General features: G+C 38.0%; 24 protein-coding genes and 1 pseudogene. 16 read left to right on the top strand and 9 right to left on the bottom strand.

The window, feature by feature from the left end:
- Positions 1 to 56 precede the first annotated feature (56 nt).
- Both pepF and yhfH read right to left on the bottom strand, forming a co-directional pair.
- On the bottom strand, positions 57 to 1,850 hold the full coding sequence (gene pepF, locus HPC67_RS03250) for an oligoendopeptidase F (protein ID WP_217585990.1): 1,794 nt from the start codon (positions 1,848 to 1,850) through the stop codon (positions 57 to 59).
- Positions 1,851 to 2,154: 304 nt separating this feature from the next.
- On the bottom strand, positions 2,155 to 2,283 hold the full coding sequence (gene yhfH, locus HPC67_RS03245; RefSeq protein ID WP_217585989.1) for a protein YhfH: 129 nt from the start codon (positions 2,281 to 2,283) through the stop codon (positions 2,155 to 2,157).
- Between the two features lie 102 nt (positions 2,284 to 2,385).
- Here yhfH and HPC67_RS03240 point away from each other — a divergent pair, with 102 nt between their 5' ends.
- From HPC67_RS03240 to HPC67_RS03225, 4 genes are all read left to right on the top strand, one after another.
- Positions 2,386 to 3,117, top strand: a complete 732-nt coding sequence (locus HPC67_RS03240) for an MBL fold metallo-hydrolase (RefSeq protein WP_217585988.1) — start codon at positions 2,386 to 2,388, stop codon at positions 3,115 to 3,117.
- Between the two features lie 105 nt (positions 3,118 to 3,222).
- On the top strand, positions 3,223 to 3,843 hold the full coding sequence (locus HPC67_RS03235) for a hypothetical protein (RefSeq protein WP_217585987.1): 621 nt from the start codon (positions 3,223 to 3,225) through the stop codon (positions 3,841 to 3,843).
- Positions 3,844 to 4,103: 260 nt separating this feature from the next.
- Entirely contained in the window at positions 4,104 to 4,376 is a 273-nt protein-coding gene (locus HPC67_RS03230) for a hypothetical protein (protein ID WP_217585986.1), read from the top strand.
- An 88-nt stretch (positions 4,377 to 4,464) separates the two neighbouring features.
- Positions 4,465 to 5,283, top strand: a complete 819-nt coding sequence (locus HPC67_RS03225) for a toll/interleukin-1 receptor domain-containing protein (RefSeq protein WP_217585985.1) — start codon at positions 4,465 to 4,467, stop codon at positions 5,281 to 5,283.
- Between the two features lie 572 nt (positions 5,284 to 5,855).
- Here HPC67_RS03225 and HPC67_RS03220 read toward each other — a convergent pair.
- The 6 genes from HPC67_RS03220 to HPC67_RS03195 form a co-directional block, all read right to left on the bottom strand.
- A complete protein-coding gene (locus HPC67_RS03220; RefSeq protein WP_217585984.1) occupies positions 5,856 to 7,733 on the bottom strand; it encodes a hypothetical protein in 1,878 nt (625 codons plus the stop codon).
- Entirely contained in the window at positions 7,723 to 8,064 is a 342-nt protein-coding gene (locus HPC67_RS03215) for a hypothetical protein (protein ID WP_217585983.1), read from the bottom strand. The genes HPC67_RS03220 and HPC67_RS03215 overlap by 11 nt, the downstream gene beginning before the upstream one ends.
- Positions 8,061 to 8,573, bottom strand: coding sequence for a hypothetical protein (locus HPC67_RS03210; RefSeq protein ID WP_217585982.1), 513 nt, complete (start codon positions 8,571 to 8,573; stop codon positions 8,061 to 8,063). Before HPC67_RS03210 ends, HPC67_RS03215 begins: the two co-directional genes overlap by 4 nt.
- Positions 8,563 to 8,730 (bottom strand): hypothetical protein, encoded by a 168-nt coding sequence (locus HPC67_RS03205; RefSeq protein WP_217585981.1) that lies wholly within the window; start codon positions 8,728 to 8,730, stop codon positions 8,563 to 8,565. Before HPC67_RS03205 ends, HPC67_RS03210 begins: the two co-directional genes overlap by 11 nt.
- Before the next feature lie 439 nt (positions 8,731 to 9,169).
- Positions 9,170 to 11,707, bottom strand: coding sequence for an ABC transporter permease (locus HPC67_RS03200; RefSeq protein ID WP_217585980.1), 2,538 nt, complete (start codon positions 11,705 to 11,707; stop codon positions 9,170 to 9,172).
- A complete protein-coding gene (locus HPC67_RS03195; RefSeq protein WP_217585979.1) occupies positions 11,708 to 12,586 on the bottom strand; it encodes an ABC transporter ATP-binding protein in 879 nt (292 codons plus the stop codon).
- Positions 12,587 to 12,874: 288 nt separating this feature from the next.
- Between HPC67_RS03195 and HPC67_RS03190 the strand changes: the two genes are divergently transcribed.
- The 10 genes from HPC67_RS03190 (at position 12,875) to HPC67_RS03150 (ending at position 20,787) form a co-directional block, all read left to right on the top strand.
- Complete coding sequence (locus HPC67_RS03190) at positions 12,875 to 13,414, top strand: hypothetical protein (RefSeq protein WP_217585978.1); 540 nt, start codon at positions 12,875 to 12,877, stop codon at positions 13,412 to 13,414.
- Between the two features lie 162 nt (positions 13,415 to 13,576).
- Positions 13,577 to 13,867, top strand: coding sequence for a DUF4190 domain-containing protein (locus tag HPC67_RS03185; RefSeq protein WP_217585977.1), 291 nt, complete (start codon positions 13,577 to 13,579; stop codon positions 13,865 to 13,867).
- 150 nt (positions 13,868 to 14,017) lie between these two features.
- Positions 14,018 to 14,284 carry a hypothetical protein gene (locus HPC67_RS03180; RefSeq protein ID WP_217585976.1) on the top strand — a complete coding sequence of 89 codons (267 nt, stop codon included), beginning with the start codon at positions 14,018 to 14,020 and terminating at the stop codon, positions 14,282 to 14,284.
- A gap of 495 nt (positions 14,285 to 14,779) precedes the next feature.
- Positions 14,780 to 15,070: a DUF4190 domain-containing protein gene (locus tag HPC67_RS03175; RefSeq protein ID WP_217585975.1), complete on the top strand. Its 291-nt coding sequence runs from the start codon at positions 14,780 to 14,782 to the stop codon at positions 15,068 to 15,070.
- Between the two features lie 91 nt (positions 15,071 to 15,161).
- Complete coding sequence (locus tag HPC67_RS03170; protein ID WP_246569596.1) at positions 15,162 to 15,503, top strand: group-specific protein; 342 nt, start codon at positions 15,162 to 15,164, stop codon at positions 15,501 to 15,503.
- 103 nt (positions 15,504 to 15,606) lie between these two features.
- Entirely contained in the window at positions 15,607 to 16,533 is a 927-nt protein-coding gene (locus HPC67_RS03165; RefSeq protein ID WP_217585974.1) for an NADP-dependent oxidoreductase, read from the top strand.
- Positions 16,534 to 16,703: 170 nt separating this feature from the next.
- Positions 16,704 to 16,832, top strand: coding sequence for an RAxF-45 family protein (locus tag HPC67_RS15840; RefSeq protein WP_281417490.1), 129 nt, complete (start codon positions 16,704 to 16,706; stop codon positions 16,830 to 16,832).
- Positions 16,833 to 17,038: 206 nt separating this feature from the next.
- The gene (abc-f, locus tag HPC67_RS03160; RefSeq protein ID WP_217585973.1) at positions 17,039 to 18,919 is read left to right on the top strand and encodes a ribosomal protection-like ABC-F family protein; all 1,881 of its coding nucleotides are present in this window, start codon (positions 17,039 to 17,041) and stop codon (positions 18,917 to 18,919) included.
- A gap of 176 nt (positions 18,920 to 19,095) precedes the next feature.
- Positions 19,096 to 20,091, top strand: coding sequence for a lipoate--protein ligase (gene lplA, locus HPC67_RS03155; protein ID WP_217585972.1), 996 nt, complete (start codon positions 19,096 to 19,098; stop codon positions 20,089 to 20,091).
- 465 nt (positions 20,092 to 20,556) lie between these two features.
- Positions 20,557 to 20,787 carry a hypothetical protein gene (locus HPC67_RS03150; RefSeq protein ID WP_217585971.1) on the top strand — a complete coding sequence of 77 codons (231 nt, stop codon included), beginning with the start codon at positions 20,557 to 20,559 and terminating at the stop codon, positions 20,785 to 20,787.
- A 50-nt stretch (positions 20,788 to 20,837) separates the two neighbouring features.
- On the opposite strand, the pseudogene HPC67_RS03145 reads toward HPC67_RS03150, so the two are convergent.
- Positions 20,838 to 21,119: pseudogene (locus tag HPC67_RS03145) on the bottom strand (protein rep); the annotation flags it as partial.
- An 80-nt stretch (positions 21,120 to 21,199) separates the two neighbouring features.
- On the opposite strand from HPC67_RS03145, the gene HPC67_RS03140 reads away from it, so the two are divergent.
- Positions 21,200 to 22,042 (top strand): hypothetical protein, encoded by an 843-nt coding sequence (locus HPC67_RS03140; protein WP_217585970.1) that lies wholly within the window; start codon positions 21,200 to 21,202, stop codon positions 22,040 to 22,042.
- Between the two features lie 118 nt (positions 22,043 to 22,160).
- Entirely contained in the window at positions 22,161 to 22,832 is a 672-nt protein-coding gene (locus tag HPC67_RS03135) for an NAD(P)H-dependent oxidoreductase (protein WP_217585969.1), read from the top strand.
- Positions 22,833 to 22,903: the final 71 nt, after the last annotated feature.

Below are 22,903 nucleotides of genomic sequence, written 5' to 3'. Positions count from 1 at the left end.
ACAAACGATGGAACTGGTTTGTGCGACCCTCTTGTTATTGTGCGTGATACGCTTGTTTATTTTTCCAATTCGTCAATGAGTGAACCGACGTAGGCAACTGCTTCTTTGATTGCGTCCGGTTTTGACATGTCGATGCCAGTCTTTTTAATGAGATCTAATGGTTTCAGTGTGCCACCAGCACGCAAGACGTCTAGCCACTGTTCAACAGCAGGCTTGCCGTCTTTTTTAATCTTTTGGGCCATAGCGGTCGATACGGTTAATCCAGCTGAGTACGTATATGGGTACAGCCCCATGTAGTAATGTGGCTGGCGCATCCAAGTGAGGCCTGCACCGTCATCAATTGATACAGCATCGCCCCAGAAGTTTTCAATGGTTTCCTTTTTTTGCTGACATAGGACATCAGCAGTCAGTGGTGTGCCACCTTCAGCGAGTGCATATACACGTCTTTGGAATTCACCTTCAAGTAAATGAGTTACAAAATTGTGATAGTACGTTCCGAGCAGCTGACTAATGACCCATTTCTTCATGCGTTGATCATCTGTATTGTTCATGAGATGTTCAGCTAGTAGCAGCTCATTCATCGTCGATGGTGCTTCAACAAAGTACGTTGATGGGCGCGTATTAACGAGCTCTTGGTTTTTACCTGCTAAATAAAAATGTCCAGCATGGCCTAGCTCATGCGCCAATGTAAACGTGCCGCGCATCATATCTGTCCAAGTGATCAAAATGTAAGGGTGGACACCATATGGGCTCGCACAAAAAGCACCACTTTGCTTTCCAACGTTATCGGCTAAATCAACCCAGCGATTCGTTAAGCCTTCCTCCATAATGCCACTGTATTCTGGACCCATCACCTTGAGCGCGTCAAGAATCATCTCTTTCGCTTCGTCATACGTTGTCGACGGGTTGAATTCAGGATCGAGTGGTGCTTTCAAATCACAAAAACGTAGCTCATCTAAGCCATAATCCTCTTGCACAAGCTTGGCATAGCGACGCATATGTGGCGCCAGCTCTTTTTGAATGACATCAAGCTGATTGTGATACATCTCCTGTGTCACCTGCTGAGAATGGAGCAGCATATCGGTAACAGATTCAAAACCACGTAGCTTTGCCATCGTGACCTGCTTCGTAACCTCTGTAGCATATGTTGCCGCATACGTATGCTTATAGTGATTTAATGTGTTGATGAACGAATCATATGCCTTGCGACGTTCCTCTGTATTCGCCGACATTTCATAGCGGTCCTCATACAATGCTTCCGACATCGGCAGTTCTTGTCCTGATGCATCTGTGATCGGATCAAATGCCATGTCGGAGGACTTGCTCCGCTCATAAATCATATACGGTGCATCGTGAACCTCACCGAGAGCGGCCAATGTTTCTTCAATGTCCGGTGCCAACGTATGTGGCTTCCGTTCCATTAAATCATCAAGCATTTTTTTGTACGTCTGAAGCCCAGACTCTTCCTCAAGAAAGCGTTCGAGCGTCTCCGCAGGTACCTCTAATAGCTCGGAATCAAAAAACGACAGCTTCGCACCAATGCTCGCCATCGCAGAACCGAATTTAGCCGCATCAGCTTGATTTTCCGGATCAGCTCCATCCGCACTCGCACGAAGGCTCGCATATGTACCAACTCGAATTAAGCGCTTTTCATAGCCTTCGAGTGCTTTGGCTGCGCTGAGTAACGTGTGAGCAGAATCGCCTAGCTTTCCTTTAAACTCAGTAATCTGTGTGACATCCTCTTGAACAGCCTTGAGTTCTTGTTCCCAGTCTTCCTTTGTAGCGAATAAATCGGTCAAATTCCACGTCTGTTCAACTGGAACTTGATTACGTGTCAAACGGTTCGACATAAGTTAATCCCCTTTCAATTAATGTTTCGTGACTCTAATTAGAATTATAAATTAAAACTAACAGGAATGATACAATTTTTCAATAATATAAACAAGTCTTGGCAGAATACTGTGCATATCGGTGCCTAAGTTAAGGAGGGGAGAACAATCACTTTATAAAACATACTACAGTTACAAAAATAGCGTGCTAAACCGATACGATTTAACACACTATTAACATACAAAATATTGTTTTTCTCTAGTGAAAGTGAAATACTGACTTTATAAACGCGTTTATCTGTGGCGTGTTATATGACAGTGACATTTAGCGGGCAGGATGGTCGCAATCATCACAGATGTTGCCGTAGCAATCGGCCTTTTCAGTGATATCATTCATGCAAACATGGCACTTCTTGTTTGGTAGGTTACGAAAAAATTCAACAACGTTCATCATAAAGGGCAGCCTCCTTTAGTTCGTTAAAAGTATTGTAGTATAACAGTATGAATAATGTCAATAGTGTGTTACAACAAAAACCAATATTTGGAGGAATGAACAATGAAATGGACAGTTATCGGATATTGGGGTGGCTTTCCCGCTCCAGAAAGTGCTACATCTGCCTATCTTTTAGAGAAGGACGGCTTTACGCTGCTCGTGGATGCTGGAAGTGGCGCACTGTCGCGTCTCCAAGCATACAAAGCATTATCAGACATTGATGCGGTCATTATTTCCCATTATCATCAAGATCACATAGCAGATGTCGGTGTGCTTCAATACGCTCGACTTGTGCAATCCTTTTTAGAAGCGGATGTAGCGGTTCTACCGATTTATGGCCATACCGACGATCAAGACGGGTTCAAAGCGTTAACCTATCAGATGACACAAGGGATAGCCTATGATCCAACAGAGGCGTTGTCGGTCGGCCCATTCACCATATCCTTTTTAAAAACAATACACCCCGCTCCGTGCTATGGCATGCGCATATCAGACGGCGACAAAACGATCGTCTACACAGCAGACACAGCCTACCAGGAATCGTGGTCTGAGTTTACCAAAGGTGCAGACCTCCTCGTCGTTGATTGTAACTTTTATGCCCATCAGGACGGAACAAATGCAGGCCATATGACAAGCGCAGAAGGCGGACAAATCGCCCGAGACGCTGATGTCGGTGAATTGATCTTAAGTCACTTACCACAATACGGAAACAGAGAACAGCTTGTTGAAGAAGCAGCGGCCTATTTTAATGGACCGATTCAGTTGGCGAGGGAAGGGCTTGTTTGGGGAGGGTGATGGGGGGCAACGGAGGTTAATCCCCACCTCCTCTTTTTTTATTTAAATTATTTAAAATGTTATACTCTTTTTGGGGGATATTTCCAAAAAAAGGGGATGTGTGATATGAAGAAATACGTTATGATATTTATTTTATTATTGCTATTACTACTATCAGCTTGTTTTCGTATCGATAATAGCACGGATAAAGTTGTTAATTCACCCCACTCAAAAAGTGCTGTACATACTAACGGCGTAAAAGATCCTATTGACATTAAAAGGAACACAGAAGAAATATTGGACTATGCTACGTATCAGAGGCTGTATGAAGGTTTTTCTAATGAAGTAAAAATAGACGGATATCACTTTAGAGGAAGTTCAGGTGGAATAGATGCGATAAGAGTTGATGAAAATCTCACTTTTAGTAAACGTGGTTGGCTAACAACAAGTGGTGAATTAAGCCCTCTTGAACCTACGCAAGAAATGTACTATTACGAGAATGAAGATGAAAATAGGTTACTAACGATTACAATTGCATACACTGAGTCTTATATTGGCAGCGATATGGTTTTCTATAATGTTAGCCATGGATACGACATCAATAAGGAACTAGCGAATAACGAAATAATAGCTTTAAGTTATAAGAATTTAATTATCAACATATTGCAAACGACTTCCAATGATTTAGAAATGGACGATACTCAAAATGCTGCAGCCTCTATTATAGAATATCTGGAAAAATATTAGTTTATCCTTTATAGAATGTTATAAAAAACCTGTGTAAGTAAGAGCATGTGTGATCTTATTTATACAGGTTTTTTGTTGAAACAAAAACGGTAAAAATAGCCAAATAATAGCCAAATAATAGGTAAATAATGGTATATTAAATTTGGATCATACATAAGTACTACGTCATATAGAACAATTAATGTTTGAAAAAGATATAACACAAGCTACTACATCGAGACGGAGCCAAATAAAAAAATCAGCCCTTAGTAGGTATATTAATGATCAAGAGAAGTGCAATCCTGGTATTTCGTATAGCATTGTCATTGAAGCTGAACTTGGTTGAAACAGAGACTTTGCTGAGAAAAGTAGGCATATCATTTAAAGAGGTCAAGATGGATGCCATTGTTATGGAAGTAATTGAACAAGAGATATATGATGTGATAAATGTTGAAGCAGTCCTGCAACGCTTTACAAATGGTGAGGCATCTTTGTTTACAGAACAAGACCAAAAGGAGTTCAATGATAATGACTTGGAAATAGAGGTCATCTGACATAATAATAAAGATACTACCTCAAGACTAACGTAATTAGGGTGAAATAGGATGTTTGATTTTTAAAAAATGAGGAAGGTGAATAGCTTTGATATTTTTAAGTCATCAACATAAAGATAAACCAATTGTTGGCCCTATTGCTCATGGGTTAAAAGAAGTTTTTGGAGAGGAAAATATTTTTTTCGATGATTGGTCGATTCAACCAGGTCAAGGTATTATAGATGAAATGAGCAAAGGCTTAGAAAAGTGCAAGGTATTTTTCTTTTTTATATCAGAAAATAGTTTAAAAAGCGAAATGGTTAAACTTGAATGGCAGAATGCAATTATGAGGGAAAGTAAACACAACGTTCTGTTTGTACCCATAAAAATGACTAATGTAGAAGTACCAGCTATTATTACCCAGAAGCTATACCTAGATATGTACCATAATGGGTTTGATATGACTTTAAGACAAATGGTTGATTTAGTAAGAAATGGGAGACTAACGCCGGAAGAGTATAAGCCCTATGAAAACATAGTTGCTTATGCACTTAATGAAGAAAGTCAGGATAATAGAAAGATTCATTTCTATGTTTACGCACAGACATTTTATGAACCTATTTGTCGATTTATAGTTATGGCTAATGTTAAACAAAATGAAGGAAGTCTTACAATGTCAGGTGGAGGGATGTTTGCATCAAACTTTTACCCTAAGGTAAAAGAACTTCCAAATGGAGAGTCTTTAAATGGATTTTACATAGGAAAAGATACCGGGATTACTCCCGGATTCGTTAATCATCTGATATTTACAATTCCCAAAGTTGATAACAAATCGTACATTGTTGACCTTATGAGAGAAATAAAAGATCAAGAATTCAGAAGAGTACCTGTAACGCAGATCAGAGATGTGAGTGAATTGCCTAAATAAAAAGTTGATAAATACCATGATTCTTTTGTGAGGCTAACATCAATTTATGCCTACTATGTTTGCTTTACAAAAGTAAAATAAAATGGAATTGATTGGGGATTTTGGGGGCATTTTAAGTTTATACACCTGATTTGTCACCCTTCCTTGTGACCAGGTGCAATTGCTGAAAAAAAGCCTAATGCCTTTGCCGAAAGGGAAAAGGTAATAGGCTTTTTCTTCTTTTGAAAAAGTATTAATACATTAGAAAAAGCGGTAAAAAAGATGGTACAATTGGTTAAACCAGATGGATGTAAAAATATAATAAACATAATCGTAAGTATACTAATTAGTGTCTTGCTTTTATTTTACCCTACAAACCGGTACGGTGAACCTCATCAAAAATAAAAATAAGGGAGTGTAAAAGAACCCGAAGCCAAATGGGAAAGTGGACATATCCAAAACTAGGCAATGGTTATGAACCAACTTCCTCTTCAAGATGAGCTAAAAGATAGAGTGTTAAAGTACCTTGTGTAAAATGACACTTACACACTTTATTTGACAAAGCCCCGATTTCATGAATTAGTTTAAAAAGGCTATAAGGTTGCTTTTTTTTGTAGTAGTTTACTGCCTTCTTCTAAATCCAATATAATTTCGTCATTAGAAAATAAACTCTCATAAAGTCCTTTTTCTTTACTACTACCACTTAATATGACTTGCCCAGTTTTTAAGTTTTTAACTTTCTCTAAAAATCTATAATATTTATCTGAATCTAAATCCTTATCTTTTGGTGAATCGAATAATACAAAACCAAGGTGATTAATATTTTTATAATCTTGTAGTTTTAAAAGGGAAAGTACATAGGCTAACCTAGTTGCAACTTTGAAGCTAGCGCTCGAAACTTTTGAAATTTCGGTATTATCAACTATAGGCAGAAAATTATTATTTAATCTAACGTCATCAACATCTTTATAAATATATCCTAATGTATTGAATAATAATTCTTCCCACTTTTCAATTTTACTTATTTCTGCTGTAGAATTATCACTTTCAAGTTCAGTTAAATTTTCTCTTACTTCGGATATATCTACGGTAAGCTCTTTTTTTCTATCTTTTATGGAATTAGATTGTTTCAAGTTTTTTATAAAGATTTTATACTTTTCTTCCATAAATATTAAGTATTCATATCTTTGTTTTATATTATTAATAATTTCTTCAATAGCATTTTTTGTTTCATTGTTCTGTTTTAATTCTTCATTGCGTAGTTTTTTTGTTTGATTGTTAATAATTTTAAGTTTCTCATTTAGGATTTTTATTTCTTCACCAATTTCTCCTTCAAGTTTTTCTGCTTCAATTTTTGATTCATTTAACATTCTAAAGTACCCAATATTTTCATAGATTTGATCATTGCTATTTGTATTATTACAAAAAGGACATGTGTCATCCTCTTTTTTGCTAAAAATGTTTACATCTATATCAGTCAAACAAATTGGACAGCTATCAACGGGGATTTTTGTAATTAATTGTCTCGCAACAATCATTTTTTTATATTTGTCTACTTCATTATTTAAGTTCTTTATAATATCTTTGGTGTCAAAGAGTTCTAATTTTAATTCAAGGAGTTTCTCTGAAGTAACCTCTTTAGTATTTCCTAGATGTAATATTTCATTTTGTATATGGTCATCATTAACACTATTTAATTCTAATAATTTTTCGCTTTTAGCATGTGATAGCTCTTCCTTTTGATTTTGAATTGTTAATAGCTCTGTTTCCATGCTTTTCAAGTTCTTTTTTAAAAAATCAAATTCATCTATATCTTTGTCAATGATTTCGTTAATTATTTTCAGTTTTGCGTTTTCTTCATTTCTATCTTTTAATAAGGATTGCAATTCAACTCTTAATTTTTGTAGGCTATGATTTTCTTTGCCTAAAAACTCCTCAATTATTGCTTTTTTTATTAGCTTTTGGTTATTTATGTAATAATTATTATCTCCACCTAAGTTAGCAAAAATTTGAGCAGCATTTGTATTTTGATCTACAAAAATAGCTCTTAATAAGAAATAAATTCTTAGGGCTGCATTCTTATTGGATCCATAGGGAATTTGATGTACACTATAGCCTTCTTCAGTTAAAATATAATCGGAAAACTCAGGTAAATCAAAAACCAAAATGCCATCATCTACTTCGCGGTTGTTTTCATCAAGTGGGATCACCGTTATAATTTCAGATTTTGGCAAGGATCTAATAAATTTAAATTTTCTTCCGCTTTTACACTTAACATCTAATTCCACTTGTTTACATCTTCCATATTTTATTTCATCTATGAAATTCTCAACTCTTGTTCCTAATGCATAAATAATTAGGTTCATTAAAGTTGATTTACCAGTTTTATTTTCCCCTAAAATTACATTAAATCTTCCGAACTCTTGCTCTAATTCTAATTCACCACGAACTTTTATCTTATTAATATGCATTTTGGATTTCCTTCCTATATTGTTCAAGTACCTTTAATCCTTGATCGGATATGAACAATTTTGCTGTGCCTTTTTTGTTACTTTCTTCTATAAGAATGAGTGATCTACTAAATAACATTAAAATAGCTTTATCTAATGTCTCGATAACCTTCATATTCTTCTTTTCTGTAAGAGTAATAATAAGGTTTAATCTATTATATTTCAAACCCGCTTTTTGTCTTGTTGATAGTTTTTCCATTAAAAGAATTCCCAAATAAAAAGGGTCTAGGTGTGCATCATCAGGGATAAACCAATCTTCCGTTCTATTAATAACCATTAGTGTATTGCTCATGATGCGTCTCCTATAGTCCATTTAATAGCACAATTAGAAGTTGCTATATATAATAGTCCCGAAATAAAAGCTTCATCTAAGTCGATCATATCTTCATATTTTTTTACCAGAAAGGTGAATTCCCCATATATTTGATCCATATTCGCTTTTAGATGTTCGCCTTCGTTCATGTTAAATAAATATCTAGTTTCTATAACGGTAATAAGGTTGTCGTATAAATCAGCAACAACTTTCTTGCCATGATCAGACTTACACATCTTTAATAGAAGTTTTAAAGATTTTAATTTTGAACGAATTGCACTTCTTCTTGCGTCGGCATTAATTTTTCCATCTTTTAATTTTTTTGTTAATGTGGTATTTTCCTTATCTGTATCGGGATCAAAACCTAGTTCGTCTCTTAGTGCATTTTTTGCTTTTGCAATTTCTTTAACTATGTAAACTTTTTTATCTCCAGCAATTTGGTCTCCACCTACCCAATTGCCTGTTTGTTTTACTATTTTATTTTTCATTTTTGCTACCGCCAACTATATCACCTAATGTAGTGTTATTATTCTGCTGTACTTTTGACTTGTTCGTACTAACAAATTTAAGTGTTAAGCCACCTGATACAAAACCAACAACGAAAGTAAATACATACCCAATAATGTCACCAAATGTAATTTCCATTTAAATTCCACCTTTTCTCGGCAATATATATGTAAATAATACCATATTTTTCTAATTACCCCTAAGAAACTCCTAATAGAAATAAATATAGTGATACATATTAAAACACTTAGTATAAACAAAGGGGGATTCGGAACTTGGAAGTCACTAAATGCTAGGGTTAATACGACAGCTATAACGGTTACAGTAGCTGATAGAGCACTTTTACCAATAAAGATTTCAGCTATGGTAGCTGAGATAACAATAAACCGCGTAATGTGTTTTTTTCTTTTTTCTCAGCTACTAGGGCAGCCTGAATGAATGCCGCACAACCTACCAGAGCTAAATTTATAGAAAGTGTATAGATGAGGATCGGTGCTATAATAATCAATGACTAAGGGGGGAAACAAACGTGAGGCTGCTTTGTACAGCCCTGCTTTTATACGTTTCCCCAACTCGTTCAAGCTTTCCTCTTCATTTTTTCCTTAACATACCCAAGGGCGATCAATACCAATGCGGACACGCCCAAGCTCACTGAGCCTACATAGCTATTGATCAACGATTGATCAAATTGTGTGGCCAACGCGCCATTTGCGACTTTCATAATGTCCAAGTATGTGAACGGAGACAGGTACGCCCATTCGGATATATATTCGATGCTTCCAACGTAACCACCGATTACGATGATCAGGGTCAGCGTCATGACAGCGGTCGTGTTTTTAGCCCATAACGATAAAAAGTTCGCCATGACCATCACGAATACAGCTGCCAAAAAGAGTAGTATCAAACACTGTAGTAAGTAATTTCCCAGCGGTATAAAATGAAATCCGTAGCTTTGATCATCGGCTATGAATCCCGTATAGTCGACTGCGGTGGATTCACTTAACGTATCGTAATGTAAAATAGGGTAATTCCAGTCGCCTAATCGATTAAAAATCGCTCCTAAGAGGAAGATGAACAACACGACTCCCAAAAATATGCCTGTGACCACTAATGCCGAACATATGACTTTGCCAAGAAACAATGTACTTCCGGATATCGGTTGTGTGCGCAAAAAGTGTATGGTGCTTTGCTTGCCCCGCTCTGACGACATCCCCGTTCCAAGTAAAAACAGAAACAGTACGATCAGCGCAAGATAGATATAGTACTCATAGAAGTGAAACAAGCTGTACAGCCCACTCGCATTGACTTTGTGATTTTGCCCTTCCCAATCGGCACGGGCGATTTCACCTTGGGGGGTTCCCGGCCATTCATCATGTATGGTGAGTGTGTAATCACCTGGAAATATGGGCTGAATGTCTCTTTCCATTAACCATTTCGTTTTTTTAAGACTTACACCACTCTGAAATTCCATTCCAGTAAAGCTATGACCAATATGGTTTAGAGGTTCATCAAATTCACCGTTAAACAGTTTGATTCTAAAGAGTTGTTGCTCGTAGAAAGGCTTCCAGTTTTCTGACTCATAGCCTTTGATTCCTTTTTGGATGACAGCCACCTGTTTCTGATACAAATGAATTGCTTCCTCATGTCCTTCAATGTAATCATGAAGCTCCTCTTGATAAATGTCGTCATCTGCATGCTCTAATTCAGCTTTATAACCCGCTAACGATTCTTCAAATATTGGGATCAATTCACGTTGAATCCCATTCACTTCTTGATTCAACCCGTCGATGTAAGTTGTTTCTTTTTTCGTTTCAGCATGATGGAGAAAAAAGTAGCCGCCGACAATGACTATCAGGGTGAAGGTTAAAACGTTTATCATATGACCTTTTCTAAGCAACTTTCGCCATTCAAAAACCACCACATTCCAAAGCCGCCCTTTTGTTGGATGCGTTTGACCTGAATGAAAAGATTTTCGGACGGTTGTAAACTGGATGAGTCGCCCGCTTTTTTCCGGCAAAGACAACGTCATAATGATCAAAACGGCACTCCACACCACTGCAAACAACAAATATGTCCATACGGCGTCGGACCCAGTTTCAGATAAGATCTTGTCTAAGCGCAGATGCTGAAAAATATTAAGCGGTGTTTGTATTGCAGGGATTGAATCCGTTAAAAAATATCCGCTTAACAATACGAAAATGCTAACCATTAACGTATTGAAGGTAGATTTAAACAGTATGCTAATGAACAGCAGAAAGCTCAATGCAATCAGTCCTGCTCCAACAAACAGGCTTATTTTGAGGCTGACATAGTGTAGCGTGGAGATTCCCACAACTTCATCGCCTTTAACCAAAACGTGCGGATAATTTAAAATCAGCTCAAAATCACCGAAAACAAGCGGTATCAGGATCCCGATGATGATCGTATACAGCATATAACATAATAGACTCAGCATCAGCGCCATATATTTCGACAAAATAATATGCGACTTTGTAATGGGCTGGGTTTTCAATGTGAACCAGGTGTGTTGTTCACGCTCTGCTGATAATATATTGCCGAGGATAAGAACTAATAGGATGACACCTGAGATCCCAAATAGCCACTCACTGGAGTCTGTTAAAAATAAATGTGGTGAAAGCGGATAGGTTTCATCTTCAACTGCCAGGTCATGCTCAATCATCCAGGCGTTTTTTTCTAAAGCATAGTCCAGGCCCACCCAGTTTAATACTGTGAATTCTCCACCTACATTGAGGTAATCTTGTAAACTATGCAGAAATGCCTGTTCAAATTTAGGGGCAACGCCAAATTCTTCTGAATAGATGGCACTTCTCAAATCTTGCAGGTCAGACTTCATCTCTTTAACGGCGTCGGATTGGGCTAAACCCATGTCGCCCAATTGTTGATTTGCTCGCTTTTCTCCTAAGTCACGTTCAATCCGATTAACGGCACTCATGAGCGGCTCAGTGTCCTCATATAAGCGATCAACCATTTCATCTGCTTGTGTCGCATGATATGTATATTGATAGACGTTAAATAAGGTGATGATAGCTATTATATACAACAACTTTTTAGTCTTGAATAGCTTTTTCAGTTCGAACAATATCAGCTTTATCATCTATATGCCCTCTGTAAAAAGCGTTTGATAGCGTTCCTCGGAACCAGCGATCTTTTTGCTGATATCGAGTATGTCCACTTGTTTTTCCGCTAACTTCAGAAAAATGTCCTGAATGGAATGATCGTGGGTTGAAATGTGTACAGTATTCCCCTCAATGTGATCAATGTGAACCCCCATGTTTTCCAGAGCCTCTACAGCTTCTTTTACATGACTGACTTGGATCATGTATAACGCATGTAAATACTTGGAAATATCCTCCTCGATCAATCGGCCGTTTTTTAAAAATAATATATGTGACGTAACGCGATCAATTTCGGACAAATTGTGTGAAGACAAAAGGATTGATGTCCCTTCTTTATGGAGGTCTAACAACAGATTACGTATGCGAATCGTACTGGTTGGGTCTAAGCCATTTAAAGGTTCATCCATGATCAGAAGCTTAGGGTTATTCAGGATGGCCATGGTTAACAACAGGTGCTGCTTCATTCCCAAAGAATATTTACTCACTTTTTTATTGAGATAATGGGCACTTCCGACTCTTTCTGCAGCAGTGAGGATCTGCTGTTTGGTACAGCCTTGAATATCACCAATAAATTGCAGATGATCATATCCGGTTAAATAATCGTACAGCACGGAATTGTCTTGCATATAGGAGATCTGCTTAAAAATGTCGGGATTTTTTGGGCTCATATTGAACAGCTTGATGTCGCCCGCATCCGCTTCCAATAACCCTGTAATGATATTCAAAAGCGTCGTTTTGCCAGAACCATTCGGTCCCACCAGCGCGACGATCTGGTTCTCTTTTATGTTAAAAGAAAGGTTATCCAATACCTTCTCCTTACCATATGATTTGTTGAGCCCTGTGACGTGTAAAACCATAGTTTAACCTCCGCATATATGGATTTTTTGCCACCTAAAGAATTTCAAGTTTATTGATTGTTTAGCTAATTGTCAAAAGAATTTTTAGATGAAAAAGTGTCAGAGCAATCTCCTGGAACTGCTTACAATTATGTTAATGGACTAGATTGCGCATGGAAAATATTTCCTAAATTTTACCATAGAATTGGTGATGTAGCTAGAAAATTATGTTAATATTATGTTGATTGTTTGTTTTATAGATAAATCACTTAACGAAACCATCCATCCGATTGAAAGGGAGGAAGGGCTATGATAATCAATGACCAAGGGGGGAACAGATGTGGGCTGATTTTAGAATCACTGCGATTTATTGTTGTATTCCACATACTGTTAGTGTTAATTGGTGGTATGACGCATTATTTTCTTGAAATAATTGGTGTGGATGCCGATACATATTGGTGGACGGTGATAATTGCTGTGTTGATTGTGACGTTTACTTTGTATAAGAATAGGGGCTGGGGTAAGGGATACGTGAATAAATCTATTCTCTTGCTGTCGCTCGCCTTAATTGTCCTCTTGTCTTTGTCGATTCCAGATTCAGCACCTACGCAACTCCACACAAGTATAAGTACTTACACCTATGGCTTTCCATTTAACTTCCTAACGATTTATAGTGCAGACGGAACGCATTTCTTATTTCCAAATCTGCTTTCGGGCGTTACGCTTTCGAATATAAGTTTGAATACTGCTGCCATTGTGAGCAATGTCCTCATTTTTTATTTTTGTTTACGATTCATATTTAGAAGACTGAACATATTTTGTGAAGACCACAAGTCCGTACTAAAATAAGCAGCCTGGAATAGACTATAGGGAGCTTGATTGATAAACATGAAGTTGAGCAGGAAATTGAACGGTTTATGAAGGAAAAGTGTACAGCAATGATTAGCAATATAACTCAATGGTGGTCATCACCAAATAGGCCGTTTAACGGCATAAAAAGGAGCTGATAAAATGAGTCATTCTGACGTTTCGAAGGGTAGTATGACAAATAGTAAAGCTACGACTTCTTTAATCCTTGGGATTCTTTCAATCGTATTGATCCTATTGCCCTTTGTGGGACTAATCCTGGGTGTTGCTGGCTTAATCTTAGGGATTATGGGATTAAACGAAATCAATCGTTCACAAGAAGGAAGCAAAAAGGTTGCAGTATCAGGGATCGTTTGCAGCAGTTTAGGCATTTTGTTGCCGATTATTTTATCTATTATTATTAGTATGGCTTTTACCAACATGCTTGCTCTTTAAGCCTTTTGTCCATAACTAGGAGGAAATTGACAAGTGTAGCATCAAGCCTTAATAACAAAGATATTGTATCGTATGTATTTCATCGACGTCCTGATAGATGGTTCTAGAACGTGTTATAATGAAGAGAAAGAATCTTTCGAGGTGATCAAAATGAGTGCATTAAGCAAAAACGTAAAACAAGAACTTGCAAATGCATTGGATGATAAAAATGAGGTTATGTTTGTGGCCGATGGGAAACTAATCTCCCTTGAAGCACATAATACAGGTTCTACAGTTGAAAGCTTAGGCAAACTGGAACAGGAAATTGAATTATACACCGAATTAAAAGACTCACTTCAACGTTATCTTGATAATCCAGATATGAAAAGATATACCGCAAAGGAATTGAAGGAGTTACGGTATGATCAAAGAAAATAACCACAAATTTTCGGTTTATTTTACTGAAGAATTTAACAGGTGTTTGGATCAAATCCAAGCCTTCTTTGCAGAGCAAATATACAACATCTCTACAACTGTGTGCCATTATTGAATGCCTCATTCCTGCTTAAAGGTATCCACATTAAGATAACCTCTTGCTAGCTGAAGAGGAGAAATATATCACTTTATTCAAAAAACACCGAATGTTAAAAGTGATCATCTTAAAAAAACATTTTTGATGAAATCATAGAAAAACCACCTAACCTCTTCGACAATGACTACAAAAAACGCGCATCAAGTGTTTTCTAATCTCATTAATAATGTACTAAAATAAGCAGCTTCGAATAAATTATAGGAAGCTTGATTGATAAGCATGAAGTTTAGCAGGCAATTGAATAGTTTATGAAGGAAAGGTTACGCCAATGATTAGCGATATAACTCAATGGTAGTCATCACTAAACAAGCCGTTTAACAATATAAAAAGGAGTGAATAAAGTGAGTCATTCTGACGTTTCGAAGAAGAGTATGACAAATAGTAAAGCTACGACTTCTTTAATCCTTGGGATTCTTTCAATCGTATTGATCCTATTGCCGTTTGTAGGACTAATCCTTGGTGCTGCCGGTTTAATCTTAGGGATTATGGGATTACAGGAAATCAATCGTTCACAAGAAGGAAGCAAGAAGATCGCAGTATCAGGGATTGTTTGCAGCAGTTTAGGAATTTTGTTGTCAATTATTTTACCTATTGTTGGATATTTTGCTTTCACTAACATTACGGCTCTTTAGCAATTTGCTTATAACCTTAGGAGGAATTGACATTAATAAATTTTATCTAGCATCTAGCCTTAATAACAAAGATATGGTACGTCATGTCAGCATGCAATTAATAGATAAGGGATATATCCACACGTATGATTGGACTAAGAATGAACACGCTGCAACGATTGAGGATTTGAGGGAAATTGGACTTCATGAAAAGAAAGCCGTTTTGGATGCTGATTTTATAATCGTTTTATTGCGAGCAGGTAAAGGTAGCCATATTGAATTTGGGATTGCACTTGGGCAAGGGAAAAATATATATCTATATTCGCCAAATGACGATATTAATAAATTTGAAACTACCAGTACATTTTATCATCTGCCAAACGTTAAAAAATGTATTGGAACAATTGAAGCGTTAATAGATGAGGTTACAGAGAGTCAGCCGATATTCTCCTAGAGGTGCGATTTCTTAATAAAGTGAGTCGTTAAATTAGCTTATATAAAGCAATTTTAGGAGAGTAGGATTCGTTAGCATTTCATACGTTCAAGGGGGACAGGTAATGAATAGAATGAAGGCAATTGTTAAGCAAAGTGCAAAGTCTAATGACTTCGATCTAATGGAAGTGCCTATTCCAGAAATAAGCGAGAACGAAATGCTTGTTCGTGTGAAAGCGATTGGAGTTGGGATACATGATGGTTATTTTCTTCCAAGAGATGTCCACTATCCGTATCCAATCGGTATCGAAGCAGCAGGTATTATCGAAAAAACAGGGCGTAATGTTACGGATTATCGTGAAGGAGATCAGATTGCATTTGTCAGCTCGATGCAAATAAAAGGAGGCACATGGGCGGAGTATGCCGTTGTTGCAGATGATTCGCTCATCATTCCGATCCCGGAAGGCATGAGCTTTGAGGCGGCAGCGGCGGTACCTGTTGCAGGAAATACAGTTCTAAAGGCCCTTAACGCTCTTCAGTTGAAACCGAACGAATCTCTGTTCATCGCAGGTGCATCCGGCGCAATTGGTACGTTTGCCATCCAAATAGCTGCTGCTCACGGTTGTATTGTGGCAGGATCCGCTTCGAAACGAAACCATGACTATATGCGCTCCCTTGGTGCTAAGAAAACCGTCGATTACCATGACTCTGATTGGACACAGCAAATAAAACAATGGAAGCCGGATGGTGTCGATGCGGCAATGGCTATTCAACCAAATACGGGTAGCGATAGTATGGCCGTTCTTAAAGAAGGTGGCAGGATTGTTGCTGTATCCGGTGACCAACTCACTCCATATAACAACATCGCAATTAAGCCATTTCCCTATCAAGCTGATGTAAGAGACGAATTACGCGGACTCATGAACCAGATTGCTTCAAATGATATTAAGCTCTTTATTGAGCATAAATATCCCTTCGTAAAAGGTCTCGAAGCATTACAGAAAACAGGAACAAGACGGGCGCGTGGAAAACTTGTGATTACAATGTCGTAATTCGGTGTTATGACAAACTTCTAGTGAATATTATATGATTCTATCGTTTTGGCAAAAGGTCACTAAGGGCTGTTCTAAAGTACAAGCCCTAATTGCAATGCCTGCATTGTCAAAAAGATCCATTGGTGATACGATATAATTAATTTCAGATGAAGCGGAGGTGGGTTTAGATGTTGAAGCAAGCTGTTTTAGTGCACGGATATTGGAATGAATTCCTGTATTTTTGCCGTGCAAAATTTGCTGTTGCAGTTGTTAACGGGATACGTATGCCCTTTTTGAACAACTTAATAGCAATCTAAAACGGTGAAAAACATCTCTTAACCCACATGATATGAATACGGTTAGAAGGAGGGCGTGTTTTCATGCTCTCCTTTTTTTCGTGACAATAGAATGGTGATTTCAAGCGGAATTTATTGAAATAACTATTTTCTAAAACAAGTGTGCTGCCATGGGAGGATATGTCTTCTCATGGCTTTTTTGGGTCTGTTTTGAAGGAGGAATTGAAATGATTATATGTAGTGTCAATCATATTGCGAAGATGTACGGCGGAAATGCTGTCTTTGAGGATATTTCATTTGAAATTAAGGAAAAAGAACGGGTTGGTCTTGTAGGACGAAATGGTAGTGGGAAAACGACGTTAATCCGCTTGCTAGCTGGTGAGGAGACGCCTGATGCAGGACAGATCCATTGGAAGAAAGGGGCTGACGTTGGTTATCTTTCGCAAATTCCTGATTACGAGGATGCTACGACGACGAAGGATGTTTTAAAATCCGCATTCTCTCAGTTGTTAGAGGTTGAAGCGCATATGAAAAAGTGTGAGGGTGAAATGGCGCAGGAGGTGGATGCAGGGAAGCTCCAAAAGCTTATCGATGTGTATGGGAATTTACAGGATCAGTTTACGATCAATGGTGGGTATGAGATCGAATCGAACATTGACAAAATAGTTCACGGCTTGAACATTCATCATTTACTTGGTCAGCGCTTTTCCCAGTTAAGTGGTGGAGAGAAAACAAAAGTCGGTCTAGGTCTCATGCTGCTTCAGGAACCTGATTTGTTATTGTTGGATGAACCAACGAACCATTTAGATTTGTTGGCCGTCGAATGGCTTGGCGCTTTTCTTCAAGACTATAACGGGACGGTTCTGATCATATCGCACGATCGTTATTTTCTTGATGAGGTCGTAAATAAGGTGATCGATTTGGAGGATGGAGACGTCACGACCTACCATACGAACTTTACCGGATTTGTGAAAGAAAAAGAAGAACGGCTTCTCAAGGAATTTCAAGCTTATGAGGAGCAGCAAAAGAAAATAAAGAAGATGAGGGAAGCGATTAAACGGCTAAGGGACTGGGCAAACAGAGCCAATCCACCGAATGCCGATCTTCATAGACGGGCGAGAAATATGGAAAGAGCGCTTGAAAGGATGGAGAAACTCCAGCGACCGATCTTAAATCGAAAGAAAATGAATCTCGAAATGGATGTCTCTGATCGGAGTGGAAAGGACGTGATCATGCTAAAGGACGTGGCGAAGCAGTTTGATGATCAACCATTATTTCAAGGTGTCCATATGCATGTTACGTATCAGGATCGAGCGGCGATCATTGGAGAAAATGGTACTGGTAAATCAACATTGCTTAAATTGATGCTGCAACAGCTTGTCCCAGATGAAGGAGAGGTGCGGGTTGGTCGGAATGTGAAAATCGGCTATTTATCGCAAACCATTTTCTCAACGACTGAAGATGAGACGGTAATTGAAGCGTTTCGAAGTGGTGTGAACGTAACAGAAGGGGAGGCAAGAGGCATTTTAGCCAGATTTATGTTTTATGGGTACAGCGTGTTTCAAAATGTCTCTCAGCTTAGTGGCGGTGAGAGGATGCGTTTACGGTTAGCGCAATTGATGTATCAGGATATTAATCTGTTGATACTTGATGAACCAACGAATCATTTAGATATAGAATCAAGAGAAGTGCTCGAGGAAGCGCTCGACGATTTTCAAGGGACGTTAATAGCGGTATCCCATGATCGGTATTTTCTTAACAAGCTATTCGACAAAATATATTGGATTGAATCAAAGAAGGTTCATTGCTTCGACGGTGATTATACGTGGGCTAAGGGGAAAATGGGGGAATTAAGACATCGAACCGTTCGTGTGAGTGAAGAGAAAAAGAAGGCAACACCACAAGAACTGAAAGAGCCGACAAAGCAAAGACGGTCTGACAACGACAACACAGAAAAGGATTTAGCCGCACTAGAGGAAAAGATCATTGCCCTAGATCAAGTTTTGTCAGAGACGACAGACCTTGAAGAACTGCAGCAGCTCTATCAAGAAAAAGAGGACTTAGAGCAGAAATGGGAAACGCTTTGTGATCAATTAGAGGGACAATAATATCATGATAGCATACAGGCCACCTATACAACATGCGCGTGTCGGTGTGTTGTGTAGGTGGTTTTTTGTTGACGTCCATTGAGACAGGGTGACAGACCGGGAATGGCTTAAAGTTGAACTGAATCATGAAATTTTAGTAAACTGGTGTTGTCACTTAAATAGGGGAGGTCACACAGATGAAATTTATCGATAACAAAGGCATTACAGATCCAACGATTAATTTAGCCCTTGAGGAATATGTCCTGGAGAACTTCGGTGAAGAGGATACATATCTTTTATTTTATATTAACAAGCCATCGATTATTATTGGTCGAAACCAAAACACGGTGGAGGAAATTAATACAGATTATGTCGATGACAATGATATTAAAGTGGTACGCCGGCTTTCGGGCGGGGGCGCTGTTTATCACGATGAGGGGAATTTGAATTTCAGCTTTATTACGAAGGATGATGGAGAGAGCTTCCACAATTTCGAGAAGTTCACAAAGCCTGTCGTTGAAGCATTGAACGCAGTTGGTGTACCGGCAAAGCTAGAAGGTCGTAATGATATTTTAGCAGATGGTAGAAAGATTTCCGGTAATGCTCAGTTCTCGAAAAAAGGGCGTATGTTCAGTCACGGGACGCTTATGTTTGATTCAGAAATTGAGCATGTCGTTGCTGCGCTAAATGTCAACAAGGCAAAGATCACATCCAAAGGCATTAAGTCTATTCGCAGTCGGGTTGCGAATGTTTCTGAGTTTCTTGAAGAAGAGATGTCAATGGCTGCGTTTAAAGACATGATTTTGCGTCATATTTTTAATGTTGCAGATGTAGCGGATGTACCACGTTATGAATTAACTGAAGAGGACTGGAAGAACGTCCATGCCATTTCAGAAAAACGGTATAAAAATTGGGAGTGGAATTACGGGAAGTCACCATCCTTTAACGTAAAGTACTCTCATAAGTTCCCTTCAGGGTTACTGGATGTGCGTCTCGATGTGAAAAAAGGCATCATTGAAAACTGCACAATTTTTGGTGACTTCTTTGGCTTAGGCGACGTTCATGTGCTGGAAGACAAGCTGAAGGGTGTGCGTCATGAGCGCCAAGCGATAGAATCGGCACTAGCAGATGTGGATGTACCCTATTACCTCGGAAAAATCACGAAAGAACAATTTGTAAATCTGATGTATTAACAGAATACCTATTGATGATCACAACCCCTAGCGGTTCATCGGTGCAACCTTTCTTTGCATTCGCTCCTGCTCTTTATTTTGTGCCTGGTGTAGGACAAGTTGCTTTACTTGCAACTGGTGCAATAGTAGTTGGTGGAGTTACAATTGCAGAGGGAAGTTGGCTATATGAAATCATTTCTAATTTTTTTAATGATCCTAGAAGGGTAGTTTCCTCCAATATGGAATACCAAAATCTTTGTTAGATTCAAATGGAAAAGTAAAATTGGGTAGTTTCAAGGACAAATACGGAAATACCCCTTTGAAAAAACGTCTGGAACTTTCAAAAATGGTAAGTGGTCGGTAGAAAAAGATACAGCAGGGCACGGCGGACGTGCATGGAAACTTAAAAAATATGGTAAAAGAAAGCCATACTTGGATAAAAGAGGAAAGGTGTTATCTAAATAAAAATAGAGGTGAATTGGATTTATGAAAAATATGATTTTTAATGGCTTTACACTTAATTATCATGAATCAATCAATATTTATGTTAATGATGAAATGAAACGGGTTATTTTTATTTCTAAAGATAATGATGAAATACATGGTATTTTGGAACTTGATGAAGTTAATAAGGTTAAAATACACCCTAGATGGAATGTAAACTTTTCTATTGAAAATACAGAAGTGACAATCGGTGTTAATTATGAAAATGAATAATTAGTTTTTTTGGATTTGGGGGAGTAGCTAATTGGCTTCTCCCTTAATTATGAATTATCAATTGGGTTAACCGTTATCTCTGTCGCTCTCATAAAGCCAATTAAATTTCTCCTACCTTTTTTATAACCAATTATTCTTCCAAAGCCTTCAGCCATTGCAGATAAACTTTTATTTAATTCTTCTCCACCATAAACGTTTTTAACAGTTAATGTGAGAAAGATAAAAAGTGGTAAGGAAAGACCTTGGCGAAGCAAGTAGCTATCAAGTGTTAGGTAAAAAGAAGCGTTCTTTGGAACATGGTTTAAAGTGTACTTTTTAGTGTGCTTTTGAATCTGTTTTCTAAAGAGCGCTTATTTCATGCCGAAAATAGAGGAGGACGCTTAAACACTAATTAGAGAGATGGGATTTAAAAATGAGGAAGTTTTTATTCGTATTAGGAGTTATATTATTAGGTATTGTGATGAGTCCAGTTTTAGTAGGAGCGGATGAATATTCCGAGCCCGGGAAATGTGAAATGACGATTATATCTGATCAACATGATTGGTATAACAAAGCAGAGGCTAAAGGAGATTGCAGTGGTAGGGTAAGTGGATATTATCTTGCGTCAGATGACCAATTTATGACTATTGGAGCAGTAACAATGCCAGTCACAAAAAATGGTCAAAAGTTCACAGTCGGTACACCGAATCATCCCTATGGCGAATCTATATTAACGGTTTATATCATAAAAAATAATCCAGAACCAAAGCCGGAGCCAAAACCAGATCCTAAACCAGATCCTGAGCCAGACCCTGAGCCGGAATCTAAACCAGACCCTAAGCCAGAATCTAAGCCTAATACAAAGCCACAAGACAATAATGATTCTAGCAAAAAGCCAGTATCCGACTCAAACGGTACAAATGAATCTGATGTCTCTACTAATAACGAAAAAGAAGATGATTTAAAAAATGAAACAAGGGAAAACGAAAAAGAAGATGATTTAAAAAATGAAGCAAAGGACAACGAAAAAAGTGAGGAACTAGATATTAATGAGCCTAAAGATAATCCTACAAATGATGATCATGATTTAACAATTACGGTTGATGATGAGAAAGATGGAAGTAACGATGCAACAAATGATTTACGATCTATAGAGGATTCTATTAAGGATGACACAGAAAAGAAACCTTCTGTTGGAAAATGGATAGCCATTATTTTGATAACAATGTCTATTGCTAGTTTAGGCATTCTATGGTGGATTAAAAGGAGAAGGTAAAGTTGTGGCGCTCTTATGACTGTAATTCTTTAAAACATAATGGTGGCGACGTTAAGCTAGGTTAATGTATCGTGAATGATAGAGTCATGAAATCAATTATATATAAAGGGTGGTTTATATGACAGACAAAACAACGCTCAAAAAAGAAGCCATTTTAGCAGCCTATCAGTTTAGACATGCAACGAAGGTATATGATGAATCGCGACGTATTTCGGAAGATGACTTTAAGTTCATCCTAGAAGCTGGGCGGTTATCCCCAAGCTCAATAGGAAGTGAACCGTGGACATTTCTCGTCGTGCAAAATCCTGATCTTCGCAAAAAAATCATGCCGTTTGCGCCGGGAGCAGCAGAGAAATTAAGAACGGCAAGTCATTTCGTCATCATACTTGCGCGCCGAGGTCTCCGCTATGATTCTGAGCATTTGTTAAAGCAAATGCAGCATGTACATCATATGCCAACAGATGTCATCGATCAGGTCATTGGTCGCTATCAAAACTTTCAAGCGCAAAATGATATCCTTGATAATGAGCGTACGCTGTTTGACTGGGCTTCAAAGCAAACGTATATTGCGTTAGGGAACATGCTGACAGCCGCTGCATTGATCGGTATCGACTCAACGCCAATGGAGGGCTTTAATCGATCTGAACTGGAAGTCTTCCTTGAAGAAGAAGGGTTATTAGATCGAGAAAAGCATGGTGTATCGGTCATGGCTGCTTTCGGTTATCGAAAGGCTGATCCAGTTAAGCCTAAAACACGTCAGCCTCTTGATGAGATCGTGAAGTGGGTTTAGCTTTGGGTTTAATTGAAGTATGAAAGCCTAATGTTTCTGCCACACTATACATAACAGATCTAATACTGAGG

The organism is Lentibacillus saliphilus (assembly GCF_019093865.1).
In the GTDB taxonomy this organism is placed as follows: domain Bacteria; phylum Bacillota; class Bacilli; order Bacillales; family Amphibacillaceae; genus Lentibacillus_B; species Lentibacillus_B saliphilus.
The sequence above is the reverse complement of the archived record's forward strand: the minus strand, read 5'-3'. Positions and strand labels throughout refer to the sequence as shown.

Bases quoted from the DNA above. Each gene is read 5' to 3' on its own strand.
- pepF (WP_217585990.1), bottom strand. From the start codon at position 1,850: ATGTCGAACCGTTTGACACGTAATCAAGTTCCAGTTGAACAGACGTGG.
- yhfH (WP_217585989.1), bottom strand. From the start codon at position 2,283: ATGATGAACGTTGTTGAATTTTTTCGTAACCTACCAAACAAGAAGTGC.
- HPC67_RS03240 (WP_217585988.1), top strand. From the start codon at position 2,386: ATGAAATGGACAGTTATCGGATATTGGGGTGGCTTTCCCGCTCCAGAA.
- HPC67_RS03235 (WP_217585987.1), top strand. From the start codon at position 3,223: ATGAAGAAATACGTTATGATATTTATTTTATTATTGCTATTACTACTA.
- HPC67_RS03230 (WP_217585986.1), top strand. From the start codon at position 4,104: ATGATCAAGAGAAGTGCAATCCTGGTATTTCGTATAGCATTGTCATTG.
- HPC67_RS03220 (WP_217585984.1), bottom strand. From the start codon at position 7,733: ATGCATATTAATAAGATAAAAGTTCGTGGTGAATTAGAATTAGAGCAA.
- HPC67_RS03215 (WP_217585983.1), bottom strand. From the start codon at position 8,064: ATGAGCAATACACTAATGGTTATTAATAGAACGGAAGATTGGTTTATC.
- HPC67_RS03210 (WP_217585982.1), bottom strand. From the start codon at position 8,573: ATGAAAAATAAAATAGTAAAACAAACAGGCAATTGGGTAGGTGGAGAC.
- HPC67_RS03205 (WP_217585981.1), bottom strand. From the start codon at position 8,730: ATGGAAATTACATTTGGTGACATTATTGGGTATGTATTTACTTTCGTT.
- HPC67_RS03200 (WP_217585980.1), bottom strand. From the start codon at position 11,707: ATGATAAAGCTGATATTGTTCGAACTGAAAAAGCTATTCAAGACTAAA.
- HPC67_RS03195 (WP_217585979.1), bottom strand. From the start codon at position 12,586: ATGGTTTTACACGTCACAGGGCTCAACAAATCATATGGTAAGGAGAAG.
- HPC67_RS03190 (WP_217585978.1), top strand. From the start codon at position 12,875: ATGATAATCAATGACCAAGGGGGGAACAGATGTGGGCTGATTTTAGAA.
- HPC67_RS03185 (WP_217585977.1), top strand. From the start codon at position 13,577: ATGAGTCATTCTGACGTTTCGAAGGGTAGTATGACAAATAGTAAAGCT.
- HPC67_RS03180 (WP_217585976.1), top strand. From the start codon at position 14,018: ATGAGTGCATTAAGCAAAAACGTAAAACAAGAACTTGCAAATGCATTG.
- HPC67_RS03170 (WP_246569596.1), top strand. From the start codon at position 15,162: ATGCAATTAATAGATAAGGGATATATCCACACGTATGATTGGACTAAG.
- HPC67_RS03165 (WP_217585974.1), top strand. From the start codon at position 15,607: ATGAATAGAATGAAGGCAATTGTTAAGCAAAGTGCAAAGTCTAATGAC.
- HPC67_RS15840 (WP_281417490.1), top strand. From the start codon at position 16,704: ATGTTGAAGCAAGCTGTTTTAGTGCACGGATATTGGAATGAATTCCTG.
- abc-f (WP_217585973.1), top strand. From the start codon at position 17,039: ATGATTATATGTAGTGTCAATCATATTGCGAAGATGTACGGCGGAAAT.
- lplA (WP_217585972.1), top strand. From the start codon at position 19,096: ATGAAATTTATCGATAACAAAGGCATTACAGATCCAACGATTAATTTA.
- HPC67_RS03150 (WP_217585971.1), top strand. From the start codon at position 20,557: ATGAAAAATATGATTTTTAATGGCTTTACACTTAATTATCATGAATCA.
- HPC67_RS03140 (WP_217585970.1), top strand. From the start codon at position 21,200: ATGAGGAAGTTTTTATTCGTATTAGGAGTTATATTATTAGGTATTGTG.
- HPC67_RS03135 (WP_217585969.1), top strand. From the start codon at position 22,161: ATGACAGACAAAACAACGCTCAAAAAAGAAGCCATTTTAGCAGCCTAT.